8 protein-coding genes are annotated in these 13,229 nt (G+C 70.8%); 3 read left to right on the top strand and 5 right to left on the bottom strand.

Going from position 1 to position 13,229, the window contains the following annotated elements; all coding sequences use genetic code 11:
- Positions 1–531 precede the first annotated feature (531 nt).
- Both ACZ7L0_RS42385 and ACZ7L0_RS42380 read right to left on the bottom strand, forming a co-directional pair.
- Positions 532–1,236 (bottom strand): AAA family ATPase, encoded by a 705-nt coding sequence (locus ACZ7L0_RS42385; RefSeq protein ID WP_471247950.1) that lies wholly within the window; start codon positions 1,234–1,236, stop codon positions 532–534.
- A 31-nt stretch (positions 1,237–1,267) separates the two neighbouring features.
- Positions 1,268–1,405, bottom strand: a complete 138-nt coding sequence (locus ACZ7L0_RS42380) for a hypothetical protein (protein WP_471247949.1) — start codon at positions 1,403–1,405, stop codon at positions 1,268–1,270.
- A gap of 1,885 nt (positions 1,406–3,290) precedes the next feature.
- On the opposite strand from ACZ7L0_RS42380, the gene ACZ7L0_RS42375 reads away from it, so the two are divergent.
- On the top strand, positions 3,291–4,307 hold the full coding sequence (locus ACZ7L0_RS42375) for an aldo/keto reductase (protein ID WP_471247948.1): 1,017 nt from the start codon (positions 3,291–3,293) through the stop codon (positions 4,305–4,307).
- 73 nt (positions 4,308–4,380) lie between these two features.
- Here ACZ7L0_RS42375 and ACZ7L0_RS42370 read toward each other — a convergent pair whose 3' ends face one another.
- Both ACZ7L0_RS42370 and ACZ7L0_RS42365 read right to left on the bottom strand, forming a co-directional pair.
- A complete protein-coding gene (locus ACZ7L0_RS42370) occupies positions 4,381–5,010 on the bottom strand; it encodes a TetR/AcrR family transcriptional regulator (RefSeq protein ID WP_471247947.1) in 630 nt (209 codons plus the stop codon).
- Positions 5,011–5,253: 243 nt separating this feature from the next.
- Entirely contained in the window at positions 5,254–9,186 is a 3,933-nt protein-coding gene (locus ACZ7L0_RS42365) for a type I polyketide synthase (protein WP_471247946.1), read from the bottom strand.
- Between the two features lie 194 nt (positions 9,187–9,380).
- Between ACZ7L0_RS42365 and ACZ7L0_RS42360 the strand changes: the two genes are divergently transcribed.
- Positions 9,381–10,592 (top strand): hypothetical protein, encoded by a 1,212-nt coding sequence (locus ACZ7L0_RS42360; RefSeq protein ID WP_471247945.1) that lies wholly within the window; start codon positions 9,381–9,383, stop codon positions 10,590–10,592.
- Positions 10,593–10,663: 71 nt separating this feature from the next.
- On the top strand, positions 10,664–11,491 hold the full coding sequence (locus tag ACZ7L0_RS42355) for an MDR/zinc-dependent alcohol dehydrogenase-like family protein (protein WP_471247944.1): 828 nt from the start codon (positions 10,664–10,666) through the stop codon (positions 11,489–11,491).
- Between the two features lie 66 nt (positions 11,492–11,557).
- Here the strand turns inward: ACZ7L0_RS42355 and ACZ7L0_RS42350 are convergent, their stop codons facing one another.
- Positions 11,558–13,162, bottom strand: a complete 1,605-nt coding sequence (locus tag ACZ7L0_RS42350; RefSeq protein WP_471247943.1) for an FAD-dependent monooxygenase — start codon at positions 13,160–13,162, stop codon at positions 11,558–11,560.
- Positions 13,163–13,229: the final 67 nt, after the last annotated feature.

Below are 13,229 nucleotides of genomic sequence, written 5' to 3'. Positions count from 1 at the left end.
CCCGCGGAGCGGGTCCCATCGCGCTGCGCGCGATGCAAGCGAACTCGGGCGCTGCGCGCCCGAGTTGCGCTCCCGCTTCGCGGGAGCAGCTGGCGGTTCGCTGCGCTCACCGCACAGTTCGCCTGCTGCGCAGGCGAACTGACACTCCCTCCGCTGCGCTCCGGGAGTGAGCCGGCCTGCGTTGCAGTCCGGTGCTGGACTTTGTCCAGCCGGAGGCTTCCGCTGCGCTCCAGCCTCGACCGCGCTACGCGCGGCAAACGGGCCTCCGGCCCGTGCGCCAGCACGCAGTCTCTAGGGTCGGCCTGCGGGGGAAGGTGACGATGAGTCAGAAGCAGCTTCGGAGAGGAGGCCGGGGTGCGCCTGTCCGGTACTGTGGGTTCCGGGTTGAACACTCGGATGCGTGCTTCAAAATAAGACTCGGATCCATTCTGGATCACTGCTTCACTGCCGCTCCTGCGCCATCACTCTCGCCGGCCAATGAACCTGCACAGCACCCGAGCAACCGGCGAGCTGCTCGTTTGCCGGGGGTCTTCAGCTGCCCAGCCTGCTGAAAACCCAGCGGAGCACTTCCTGGTCCGGGTGGTCTCGGCCTGTTCGTTCAAGCGCGGTCATAGTGTGGGCGGTGAGCCGGGCCCAGTTGCGGAAGTTGCCGTGCGCCGCGTGGCGGTCGGCGAAGGCGATGTCCGCAGGATCGGTTCTCGCCCAGATCGGATGGTAGAGCGGGATGACCTGCTGAACCTCCTCCAGACTGAGCTTGGTGACGTGCTGCCAGATGAAGATGCGGGAGGAGAGCATCGGCTCCTTCCGCAACACACTGTGCGCGCCTTCACCACCGGCGAAGATGATCGCGATCTGGGTGTACGGGTTATCCCAGGCGAACCGGAAGTACTCGAACGTCTCTCGATTGAGCCACTGTGCTTCGTCCACGACAAGCGTACGTGGCTGGCTTGCGAGGGAGTCCAGAAGCAGCCGGTCGAACTCGGATGGGTGACGCGGGGGTTCGCCTGGCAGACCGAGAGTGGCGAAGAGTTCGTGGCGCACCGCGCGGGCGGTGGGGCGGGCACGGAAAGTGATCCGGCAGACCTCCTCGCCCCGGGTGCGCTCGAGCTCACGCAAGCAGACGTTGACGGCGAGGATCTTGCCGACACCCGCCGGAACGTGGAGCCACATCATCGCCCTGGCCTCGACCGTGTCGGCGATGTTCTCCCGCGCGGCAAGAAACGCGCGAGTCGTCACGACTGCGGCCTCGGAAAGCTGGATGTAGTGGTCACTCTCCCGTGGCGGCAGCGGAGGTGTTCCACTCCTCGGGCGGCGGCGCGGGCAGGATCAGGTCAGACAGAGCGAGGGTGGCCATGTCGCTGTGGGCCGCGGCTTCGAGCTCCTGGTCGGCTTCCGCTGCCGTCACCGCGCCCAGACGGAGGTGACCCCTCGGGCCGCCCGCCTGCGGGTGGTCGCGGCGGTCCGCTCGTGCCGACGCTGCGGGGCCGTGGGAGTGATGGCAGAGGCGAAACGCTGCCGGCACAGAGCCTGAGCCTTCTTGGCTTCCTCGCGCAGCCGACGGGCCCGGGCCGTACGGGTACGCCGCACGGCATCGAATTGCTCGGGGGTGGCGGCATCGGCAAGGTGGGCGGATCCGAGGTAGCGCCCGGCAGAGGCGAAGACCTCGATCCCGTGGTCGTAATGGGGCTAACGGATACGGACTACGGCCGGTCTGGCCGGCCATCCACGCGCCGATGTAGTTGCGGCCGCGCCAGCGCACCCCGTGGCCGGTCAGCTTCCGCGGCCGGCCATCGTCCTCCAGCATCACAGCCCACAGAGCGGCCTCAGAAATGTCGGAGAGCGGTGTGGGATCCACCTGCCATGCCTCGATGGGGGTCTGGCCAGCCAGACCGCCAGGGCGATACCCGCTGTTCCACCACATCGTCCAGGCCAGGACCTCGGCGATGAACTCCGTGAAGGACAGAGGCGAGGGCGTATCACAGTCGGCGAACTCCTCCTTACCGCGCCAGGGCGAGGGCGTGACCGTGTAACCAGGCAGGCAGCGAAAAGCACGCGGCCGGCCGAGCAGTTGACGCTCTCCACCATGCCCTTCAGATGCGGGCTGTAAGCAGGCAGGCCATCGACCTCAGCACCAAGAACCCCGAACACACCCAGCACCATCCAGGACAGGAAACCCATACCGCGGTCGATGCCCACCACTTCCAAGACACCACCCGCCGGTCCGTACGGTCCGGTGCGCAGCACGGCGGCGCGCAGGGCGGCCAGGATCGAGGCTCTGGACGGATGGCCGGGTGTGACCGCGGTACCCGTGATGGCCTTCGAGGCAACGTCGATGAACCACGTCACCCAGGGGCGCACCACATCCCCGTCAGCGTCGACCAGGAGCGGCGCCTGGACATGATCGGCCTCCCAGGTGTGGTTCCGCCACAGACGGGGCCGTTTACCGAACACGTCATGAGCACGGGCCGCCTCCGGCCCCGGGCCAGGCCCGTGCGTTCGCTCGCGGTCAGATCACGCCGCACCGCGCGCAGGAACGTCGACAGCGACGGCACCGGATCCAGCAAGGGCACTGCTTCCATCGGCGCACCGCCAGGCACCGGCGTGGCCGGCTCTCCCGCTGCGGCCCGGGCACGGACCACCAGCTGCCGGTGAACCGCCGAAGCGTTCCCCCGCCAGTACCCCAACGGCAGTGGTTATCTGAGACGCCGAGTTCGTCAGCAAAAGTGAGCAACCACGTAGACCGCAAAGTGCGCGGCAGGAGGCCAGCCAGGGCGAGGCTGTCGCAGACAAGCCCGGGGTGGTTGATGTGTTTGAGGTGCGGGTCAGGAAAAGGAGCGCCCGGCCTCCACCGCCGGCGGCCTGTTCATCACAGCCTTCGGCTCGACGGTCACTTCGGGCGTGAGCGCGTATTCCACCCTCCACCCGCACGCGAAAGCGGGCAGCTGCCCCGGATACGGAGCAAACCCAGGAGAAACAGCCCCCAGGCACTCAATACCATCTCCAGCCACTACAGCGACAACCGGATGACTTGGGCCACACGCAAACCCACTCACCTGCAAATTTCGGCCTCCTGACCTGGCGCAAATCCTCCAATTACTCACTGACACAAGCCATACCGAGCTCCGGGTGTGCCAGCAGGTGAGTGGGCGGTAGTTGCCGGAGGGCGGTCGGGCTGTGGGGGGCTTGCGGGTGTAAGAGGTCTTATATAGAGTCGGAGTCGAAGGGTTATCTCCTAGTAGAGGGTTGCAAGTTCTATGACACTGCCTGCCAAGCAGCTCGGCACGAGTGCAATGAGCATCAGCCGCGCCGGCTTCGGGGCCTGGGCCATCGGGGGCGGGGGCTGGCATTACGCCTGGGGGTCTCAGGATGACGATGCGTCGGTTGCCGCTATCCGGCGTGCGATCGAGGCCGGCGTCAACTGGATCGACACCGCTGCCGTCTATGGTCTGGGGCACTCCGAGGAGGTCGTCGCCAAGGCTGTTGCCGGCTTCCCCGAGGCCGACCGGCCTTATGTGTTCACCAAGTGTGGCCTGGTCTGGGACGACGACGACCCGGCCGCGCCGCCGCGTAACTCCATGAGGCCCGAGAGTGTTCGCCGGGAGGTCGAGGGGTCTCTGCGCCGGCTGAACGTGGAGAGCATCGACCTGTACCAGGTGCACTGGCCCGACACCGGCGGTGAGGCCCTCGACTACAACGACCCGCAGAGTCAGGCCGCCGGCACCGGTGCCACGCCGCTGGAGGAGTACTGGCAGGTCATGGCCGACCTGAAGGCCGAGGGCAAGGTCCGCGCCATCGGTCTGTCCAACCACTCCCCCGAGCAGGTCGCCGCCGCCGAGCGGATCGCCCATGTGGACGTCGTCCAGCCGCCCTTCTCGGCGATCAACCGCGCGTCCGCCGAGCTGATCGCGCAGGCGGAGGCGGCGGGCACCGGTGTCATCGTGTACTCGCCGCAGCAGTCGGGTCTGCTGACCGGAGCGTTCTCCAAGGAGCGCGCGGCCTCCCTGCCGGACGACGACTGGCGCAAGACCCACCCCGACTTCACCACCGGCCTGGACGCCAACCTCGCCCTCGCCGCCGCCCTCGCCCCGGTGGCCGAGCGGCACGGCGTCTCGACCGGCGCCGTCGCCGTCGCCTGGACGCTGGCCTGGCCCGGCATCACCGGGGCGATCGTCGGCGCTCGCAGCCCCGAGCAGGTGGACGGTTGGATCGCCGCCCCGGCGCTGGAGCTGACCTCGGCCGACTTCGACGAGATCACCCGTGCGATCGAGACCACCGGCGCCGGTGAGGGGCCGGCCACGCCTGCCTGAGCCGCGTCCCGCCCGACCGGAGCAGAGCCGGGCCCCAAGGGTCCTCATCCCTTGGGGCCCGGCTCTTCTAGTGCTACTGCGACAGGACGCCGTCCAGGACGGTCCGGCAGGCTGCGTGGAGTTCGGCTTTCAGGTCGATCTCGGCCTCGGGGCGGGTCCAGCGGTAGAGGGTGCCGAGGTAGAGGTCGCGCAGGACGTAGCCGACCAGGCGGGCGTCCACGGTGTCGGGGACCTCGCCGCGCTTTTGGCCCTCCTCCACGAACCGGGCGAACATCTGGCTGACGTAGGGCTGCTCGTACAGCGGGAAGCCGGCCCTGACCCAGGCGGCGAGCATGGCCCGGGTCTGGGCGCTGTCGCGGAGGCTTATCTGCGCGAGGAGGCTCATGCAGTGCAGCAGGGAGAGCCGGGTGCTCTCGCCGCCCTCTGCGGTGAGCCCTTCGGCGGTCAGGCCGTCGCGCAGTTGTTCGCGGCGTTTCTCGCTCCACTCCGCGATGAGGTCTTCCTTGCGCTGGAAGTGGTTGAAGAAGGTGCCGCGTGCCACGTCCGCGGCTTCGGTGATCTCGTCGACGGTGGTCTGGTCGTACCCCTGACGCGTGAACAGTTCGACCGCCGCGTCGTAGATGCGGTTGCGCACGCGCAGTTTGTTGCGTTCGCGCCGTCCCTGCACGGGGGGTGCCTCGGTGGTGAGTGGTGTGTCGCCCATGTGTTACTCCTGTCGCCCCAATGCCGTGCATGCCGGTCCTGAGCCCTGGTGTCATCGGCGTTCGACGTCGTGGGCCAGGGCCCAGCCCCTGTCATCCTGGCTGGGCAAAGACAGACCGATAGCTGCCGGCACTCCACTACACGTGTATCACGATCCATGAATGAGTGGTAGTTCACTTTTACCAGTCTTGAGGGGGCCGGCGGAACAGATGTGGAGTAATCCGTTCCTGCCGACCCCCGCAGGTCAGCAGCTTACGGGGGCGCCTCCCAGGGATCCGGCGAGAGTCTTGACCGTGTCCCCTCCGAGCAGCCGGGACAGCGGGATGTCGCAGCCCAGTTCGCTTCGGACCCGGCCGCGCAGTTGCACAGCCGTGAGGGAGTCGAATCCGTAGGCGCTCAGCCGTCTGCGTACGTCGACGCGTTCGGCCTGCACGCCCAGCAGTTCGGCCACGATCTCGACGAACCTCCGGGCGAGGACGTCGGCGGTGTCGTCCGTGGGGGTGGCGTGGCCGGGTACGGCGGGTGCGGGTGCCTGCCGGTCGTCCAGCGGCTCAACGGCGTCGCGCAGCTTGCCGAGGAGCCGCTTGGGTATCAGCGGCGGCAGCGGTATCCGCGGGAAGCACACCGTCTCCCCGATCCGGGTGGCCGCCTGCCGCGGTAACGCCAGGGCCGTGCGGAGGTACGAGCCGAGGGTGGGGCCCGTGCCTAGGCGGTGGAGCCGGACTCCGTGGAACTCGGCGAGTGTGCGCCCCTGCTGGTCGATGAGAGTGGCGTCGGCGCGCAGCCGCTCGCCGGCCTCCTGGACGCGCAGGGTGGTGTGCAGCCAGAACTCCTCGGTGAGGTCGCCGTGGAACCGTACCCGCTCGAAGTCCGTGACCCGGTAGGCCTGTTCGGCCGACAGCGAGGCGGGCAGGGCGGCGAGCAGCGGCAGCAGCGCCGCCTCCCAGGCGACCTGTTCGGGGACGTCCGGGCGGTGCAGCAGGGCGACGGACTCGCCGTCGCGGCGCCAGAGGTGGCGTACGGCGCGCATCGCCGGGCTCGGCTCGTATCCGCGCCGGGACAGCTGGGTGAAGAATTCCCGGGGCGTCCGGTGGGTGCGGCAGCGGTCGAGCGCCGCGTCGAGCTGTGCACGGGCCGACGGGGCGGTCTGCGCGGCCGTGGTGGTCACGGTCGCGGTCAGGCAGAGGGTGCCGGGCCGGTCCGGAGCAGCGTTCAGGGCGCGGACCTCGGCGGGCCGCGCGCCCGGCCGGTCCTCGGCGTTGACGCGCAGGGTCAGGCGGCCGTCCGCGGGTATCTCGACGAGTTCGTCGCCGAGGCGGATGTCCTCGATGGTCACGGTGGCGGACGCGGCGGCGGCCGGGCGGAGCGCCTCGCGCAGCGCGGCCAGGTGGACCGCCGGTGGCAGCGGTGTCAGCCCGTGCAGCCGGACCGTCGCCCCGCTCAGGTCGGGGGCGAGGTCCACGGTGGTGTGCCGTGCGGCGGGCGGGGCCGTGGGGACGTCGCGGCGCAGCGGTTCGCGCTCCCACGGGTAGCCGGGCAGCGGGACCTGGCGGGCCGGGCCGCGGAACCAGGTCCGCCAGTCGACGGTGCCGCCGAGGGTGAAGTAGGCGCCCAGGGATTGGGCGAGGGCCAGGGCCTCGTCGGGGCGGCCGCGTTCGGTGGAGGCGACGACGGCCGGCGGGCTGCCCGCGTCGTCGAGGGTGTCGGTGACCGCGCTCAGCAGGATGGGGTGCGGGCTGATCTCCACGAAGACGTTGTCGGTCTCCTTGGCGAGGTGGCGGACGCTGTCGGCGAAGCGCACGGGCTCGCGCAGGTTGTCCATCCAGTAGCGGGCGTCGAGTTCGGGCCCTTCGAGGAAGGTGCCCAGGAGGCTGGAGTGCATCGCGACCGTGCCCTGCTTCGGCCGCAGGCCGGACAGCCGCTGAAGGAGATCCTCGCGCAGCGGGTCCATGTACGGGGAGTGCGAGGCGACGTTGACGCGCACCAGCCGGTGGAAGACGCCTTCGCGCTCCAGGCGCCGTCCGATGCGCCGCAGCGCGTCCGTTCCGCCGGCCAGGACGGTGGAAGCGGGCGCGTTCTGCGCGGCCACGCACACGTCGCCGCCCTCCTCGGCGGCGAGGTCCTCGGCCTGCTCGGCGGAGAGTTCGACGGCCATCATCGCGCCCTGTCCCGCGACTCGTTGCATCAGGGCGCTGCGGCGGCAGATCACAGCGGCCGCGTCGGCGGGGGTGAGGGCGCCCGCCACGGCCGCCGCCGCCGTCTCGCCCATGCTGTGGCCCACGCATACGTCGGGGTCGACACCCATGTCGCGCCATGCCGCCGCCAGGGCCACCTCGGCCGCCCACAGCACGGGCTGCACGGTGGCGACCTGGTCGGGGAACGGGCCGGTGGTGGAGGCGAGCACCTCCTCGACGGACCAGCCGGTCTCCTCGCGGACAAGCGCGTCGCACGCGGCCAGTTCGCGGGCGTAGGCGGGTATCGCGGCCTTGAGCGACTGTCCCATGCCGGACCACTGCGAGCCCTGGCCGGGGAAGACGAAGACCGTACGGCGGGGGCCGTCGAACCCGGCCTCGCCCAGCCCGCCCTTGCCGGTCGGCCGGTCTTCGGCGAGTGCGCGCAGGGCCTCGGCCAGTTCGTCGTGGCCGGCTGCGGTGGCCCACAGGCGGTAGGGGTGAGCCTGTCTCTTCTGGGCCGCGGTGGCGCAGATGTCCCACAGCGGGAGGTCGTGGCCGGGGCCGTCCGGGGTGAGGAAGTCCGCGTAGGCGGCGGCGAGCCGGCGCAGCGCCGCGGGGCTGTGCGCGCTGAGGACGAGCAGGTGGGCCGGGCGTCCCTCGGGGAGTTCGGTGTGGGCGTGGGAGGGCTCGGCGGGCTGGGCGGGGGCCGCGGCGACCACCACGTGTGCGTTGGTGCCCGACAGCCCGAAGGAGCTGACGCCGATCAGGGCGCCCTGCTCGCCGGGGTCCAGTTCCTCGTTGCGGGTGACCACTTGGAGGGGGCTGTTGTCGTCGGCGAGCAGCGGCTGTGGGTTGGTCAGGTGCAGGGACGCCGGGACGAGGTTGTGCCGGGCGATGAGGACGGCCTTGATGAGACCGGCGATGCCGGCCGCCGCTTCGGCATGGCCGATGTTGGACTTCACCGAGCCGACCTTCAGCCGGCCTCGGGTGGGGCGCCGACCGCGCACCATCTCGGCCAGGGCCCGCAGTTCGATTCCGTCGCCGACCGGGGTGCCGGTGCCGTGGGCCTCGACGTAGTCCAGCTGGTCGGGGTGGACACCGGCGGCCTGCCAGGCCTCGCGGATCATCGCCGTCTGGCCCGCGACCGAGGGTTTGATCAGGGAGCCGCTGGCGCGGCCGTCGTTGGTGACGGAACTGCCGGGCAGTAACGCGAGGACGGGGTCGCCGGCCTCCAGGGCGTCACGCAGCCGTTTGAGGACGACGACGCCCACGCCGTCGCTGCGTACGAATCCGTTGGCGGAGAGGTCGCCGAACGCGCAGCGGCCGTCCGGCGAGAGCATGTCGGCGGAGGAGAAGGCGATGGCGTCCTGCGGTGACAGGATGATGTTGACGCCGCCCGCGATGGCCAGGTCCGTCTCCCCGGTCAGCAGGCTCTGCCGGGCCATGTGGACGGTCACCAGCGACGAGGAGCACGCGGTGTCGACCGTCATGCTCGGGCCGCGCAGGTCGAGGTCGTAGGAGATGCGGCCCGCGGCCATGGCGCGGAAGTGGCTGCCGGTCGCGTCCCGCAGGGAGTGTGTGTCCAGCTCGGCGCCGTGCGCGTAGTCGGCCGTGGCCTGGCCGATGAAGACGCCCGAGTTGCTGCCGGCGAGGTCTGGCGCCGGGATGCCCGCGGCGTCGAGCGCCTCGCGCACCACCAGCAGCAGAAGCCGGTGCTGGGGGTCGATGCCGGCGCCCTCGGCGGGCGAGATGCCGAAGAAGGCGGTGTCGAAGGAGAAGGCGTCCGGAAGGAAGCCGCCGTGCCGTGACGCCGTGCGCCCCGGCGTCTTCGGCGTACGCGCGTAGTGGGGCGTGATGTCGAAGCGCTCGGGCGGCACCGGTGTCACCGAGTCGACGTTCCTCACCAGGTTGGACCAGTACTCGTCGACGCTCTCGGCCTGCGGGAACCTGCACCCCATTCCCACGACGGCGATCGACGTGCCCTCCCCGAGTCCTGCACCCATACGAATGAGCCCCCCTCTGAGGTCTGGGTCAACGTGTCGGCGATCCTAGTCTAAAAATAAACTGGAGAACAAGTATGTGCTGAAGGACCAGTCCGGGGGCTATTCTTGGCCTGTGATTTAAAGTCGTACTCTGGACTAAGAAGATACTGGAGTACTAGCGTGCTTCCCTGAACGCGCTGGAAGAGGTGAGCTCAATGGCTCCGCTGTTATCGCACGCACCGGACACACCGGGGCGGGAGACCGATGCGCTGTCCGTGCTGCCCGAGCTGGTGCGGCGCGCGGCGCGCATCCCCTCCTTGGCCGCCAAGTACGCGCCGCACCTCGCCGACGAGGACGTGTCGGCGCCGGCCGATCTTCCGGTCCTGACCCAGCCGGAGTTGGCCCGTGCCACGAAGGAGGTTCTGAGCCTGGGGCAGCGGACCGGGTCCGCCCAGCTGTGGGCCGGCGGCGGGACGCTCGGCACGCCCGCGCTGACGCTGCTGCCCGAGGGGATGTTCGCCCCGCAGATCCGCCGGGCGTGGAACCCGCTCGGTCCGGCGGACGTCCTCGCCAATCTGCATCCGCCGGGCAAGCTCCGGCCCGACCACTACTTCTACAACCGGTTCGCGGCCGAGTCGGGCGCCACCACGCTCGCCTTCGGCCGGCTGCCGGACGGCGCGCACGACGACTGGCTGGACTTCTTCGCCCGGCACCACGTCACCGCGGTGGCGGCGCCGCCCGAGACGCTCGGCCGTCTGCTGGGCGCTGCGGCGGCGGGCCGGCCGGTGCCCTGGCTGCGCACCCTGCTGCTGGGCGGGGCGGCCCACGACACCACCGCCGACGCGCGGATCGCCGAGTGTTTCCCGTACACCGAGGTCTGGCGTCTGTACGGGTCGCCGAGCGCGTGGGTGACCGGTCATCGCGGGCCGCAGTGCCTGGCGGACGTGTACCACCCGCTGCCGTACCAGCATGTGGAGATCGCCGACGGGCGGCTGCGGGTGACCACGCTCGACCTGGCCAGGAACCCGCCGCTGATCCGGTACCAGACCCAGGACCGCGGCGAGTTCGCCCGCTGCACCTGCGGGCTGCCCGGCCCGGCGATCCGGGTGATCGGCACCGCGTCGCCCTTCTTCCGCTTCCACGGCCGTGCCGTCTCCGCCGGTGAACTGGTCGCACTGGCCACCGCCGTCGACGAGGTCGGCGCCGCGCAGGTGGCGGTGAGCGGGGAGCAGCGGGTCCAGCTGAGGGTCCGGCTGGCTCCCGGGGTGCCCGACGACCACCACACCCACGCCTGGATCAGGTTCCGGGTGCTGGAGAGCCATCTCGCGCTCGCGGCCTGCGTCATCGAGCAGCCGGATCTGTTCGAGGTGGTCGCGGTGGACGACCTGGACGCCGACGCCGCCGTCCTGGTGTCCGAGGAGTTCTGAATCCGGGCGCGCCGTCCCCGGGCCCGGCCGAGTCACCTGAGGAAACAACCGTAGGTACGAGAGGAATTGCCATGTCCGAGCAGCTCACTTCCCGACAGGACGCGGTCACCGCACAGGCCGAGGACGAGATTCTCGTCGCGGTGCGCGCGGTGGCCCCCGAGGCCGACGAGATGATCAGGGCGGAACCCCTCCCGGAGGGCTGGCTGCCGGGGTGGGACGTGGCCGGGGTGGTGCTCCGGGGTGCCCCCGAGGGGTTCAGCCCGCTGCCGGGTGACCGGATCGTGGGGGTGGCGACGGGCAGGCAGTGGTCCTCGTGCATGGCTCTGCCGTCCGAATACGCGGTCGTCCTTCCCGACCACGTCAGCTTCGAGCAGGCGGCGGCGCTGCGCGTGGCGGTGCTGACGGCGCTGCGGCTGGTGCGCGGCGCGGGTCGGCTGTCCGGCCGCGCGGTACTGGTGACCGGTGCCGGCCAGGGCATCGGCCGGCTGCTGGTGGAGCTGGCCGCCGCGCTGGGTGCCCGGGTGACGGCCGTGGTGCAGGACCGGGCGCACGCCGAGCTGGTCGAGCGGCTGGGTGCGGCCCGCGTGGTGTTCGGGCTCGACGACGTCAGCGACTCCTTCGACGTCCTGTACGAGGCCGCCGCGGGGGATCTGATCGCAGCCGGGCGGGAGCTGGTCGCGGACGGCGGTTCGGTGTTCCTCTACGAGAGCTTCGCCCCGCACGCCGCCGACATCGGCTTCTTCCGGTTCTTCGGCGGACCGGAGCAGGCCGGTCTGCGGCACTTCGTCTTCCGTACGGCCACCCCCGCGGACCGTGAACTCGCCCAGTTGCTCGATCTGTTGACCACGGGCGAGCTCTCGCTGGGTGCCGTCGCGGGGGCGGCGCCGACCGCGGCCTGACCCGGGACCGGACCGCGAAGAGGGGGTGCGACCCACAGGTCGCACCCCCTCTTCGTGTCTCGCGTGTCATACGGAGGCGCTCACCGGGCCCAGCCACTCGGTCAGTTCGGCGCGCAGGCGGTCCAGGTCGCCCTCGTGGCCGTGGGCGGCGATGTGGCCGTCGGGCCGTACGAGGTAGTACCCCTGCTGCCGGCAGCCCGTCTGCGTGCGGGCGGATCCGGCGGACAGGCTCACGTTCCGCACCTCGGGCCACGCCGTGGTGACGCCGCGCACCTGCTCGCGCCAGGCGGCCGCCCCGCCCCGGCAGACCACGACGAGGGTCCAGCCGGGCGGCTCGTCGCGGGGACCGGCGAAGCCGGCCGGGATGGCCAGTTCGCGGGGGAAGACGGCGCCGACGCCCAGTCCGCCGGGCAGCCGGGAGCGCATCCGGCAGGCCGGGCGACCGCCCGGCAGCTGCGTCTCCCGGGTGGCCGGATAGGCGAGGCGGCGGCCCGCCATGACGGGGGCGTACAGGCGGAACAGGCCGGTGCGTTCGGCGGTCCGGAAGGCGGCGTCGCGGGCCTTGACGGCGAGCGGGCGGCTCACCATCCAGCCGCGGGTCTGGATGTCGGTGTCGCGGACCACGCGCCGGGCGACGGCGGCCCGTTCGGGCCCGTAGGTGAGCAACAGGCTGGAGGGAGCCCTGCCGTGCAGGACGGCGGCGATTTTCCAGGCCAGGTTGTGGGCGTCCTGCATGCCCGTGTTGAGACCCTGGCCGCCCGCGGGGCTGTGCACGTGCGCGGCGTCCCCGGCTATGAAGACCCGGCCGAGCTGGAACTCGTCGGCGTGCCGGGCGTGGATGCGGAACTCCGACTCCCACACCGGGTTGGTGAGGGTGACTCCGCGCGGACCGCGCTCGTCGACGATCTTCTGCATCCTCTCGACGCTGACCTTCTCCCCCGGGGCCAGGCTGGAGAAGAACCGGAAGATGCCGCCGGGCAGGGCCACCACGACCAGCGCGCCCGCGGCCGACTGGTAGTACAGGGCCTGGTCCGGCGGCAGGAACCCCTTGATCTCGGTGTCGACCAGGGCGAACGCGCTCTCGTAGGTGCTGCCGGAGAAGCCGCTGCCCAGCTGGCCGCGGACCGCGCTGCCCGCCCCGTCGGTGCCGATCACGAAGGCCGCCCGGGTCCGTTCGACGCGTCCGTCGCCGTGCTCCAGGACAGCGGTCACCCCGTCGACTCCGTCGATGCGCCCGGAGAAGTCCATGCCGTCGAAGGCGAGCAGCCGCACCCCCCGCTCGACCTTGCCGCCCAGTTCGCGCAGCCGGGTGCGCAGGATGCGCTCGGTCTCGTTCTGCGGCAGGCACAGCGGGCTGAGCGACTGCGGGAAGTCGAAGCCGGCCAGCCTGCGCCGCTCGGAGAAGTAGCTGAACGCGTTGATCTGGACGCCGGTGCCGCGCAGTTCGGACAGCACGCCGAGGTCTTCGAAGAGGTCGATGCTGCGTGGCCAGACCAGCAGCGCCTTGGGGAAGGGCGAGGGATCGGGGGCGCGGTCGATGACGCGCACCCGCACCCCGCGCCGCAGCAGTTCGCAGGCCGCCATCATGCCGGTCGGCCCGGCTCCGACGATCAGTACGTCGTACGAGTCCGCCGGGGTCTCTTTCTGCGCTGGTCGCGCGGTGCTCGGCACGGGGCTCCTCCATCTCACTGGACGCTCATTGACGACAACCATCAGATGTCTTACTGTTCTTCGAGAT

The sequence above is a fragment of the Streptomyces sp. NPDC039424 genome, from assembly GCF_055639495.1.
The sequence above is the reverse complement of the archived record's forward strand: the minus strand, read 5'-3'. Positions and strand labels throughout refer to the sequence as shown.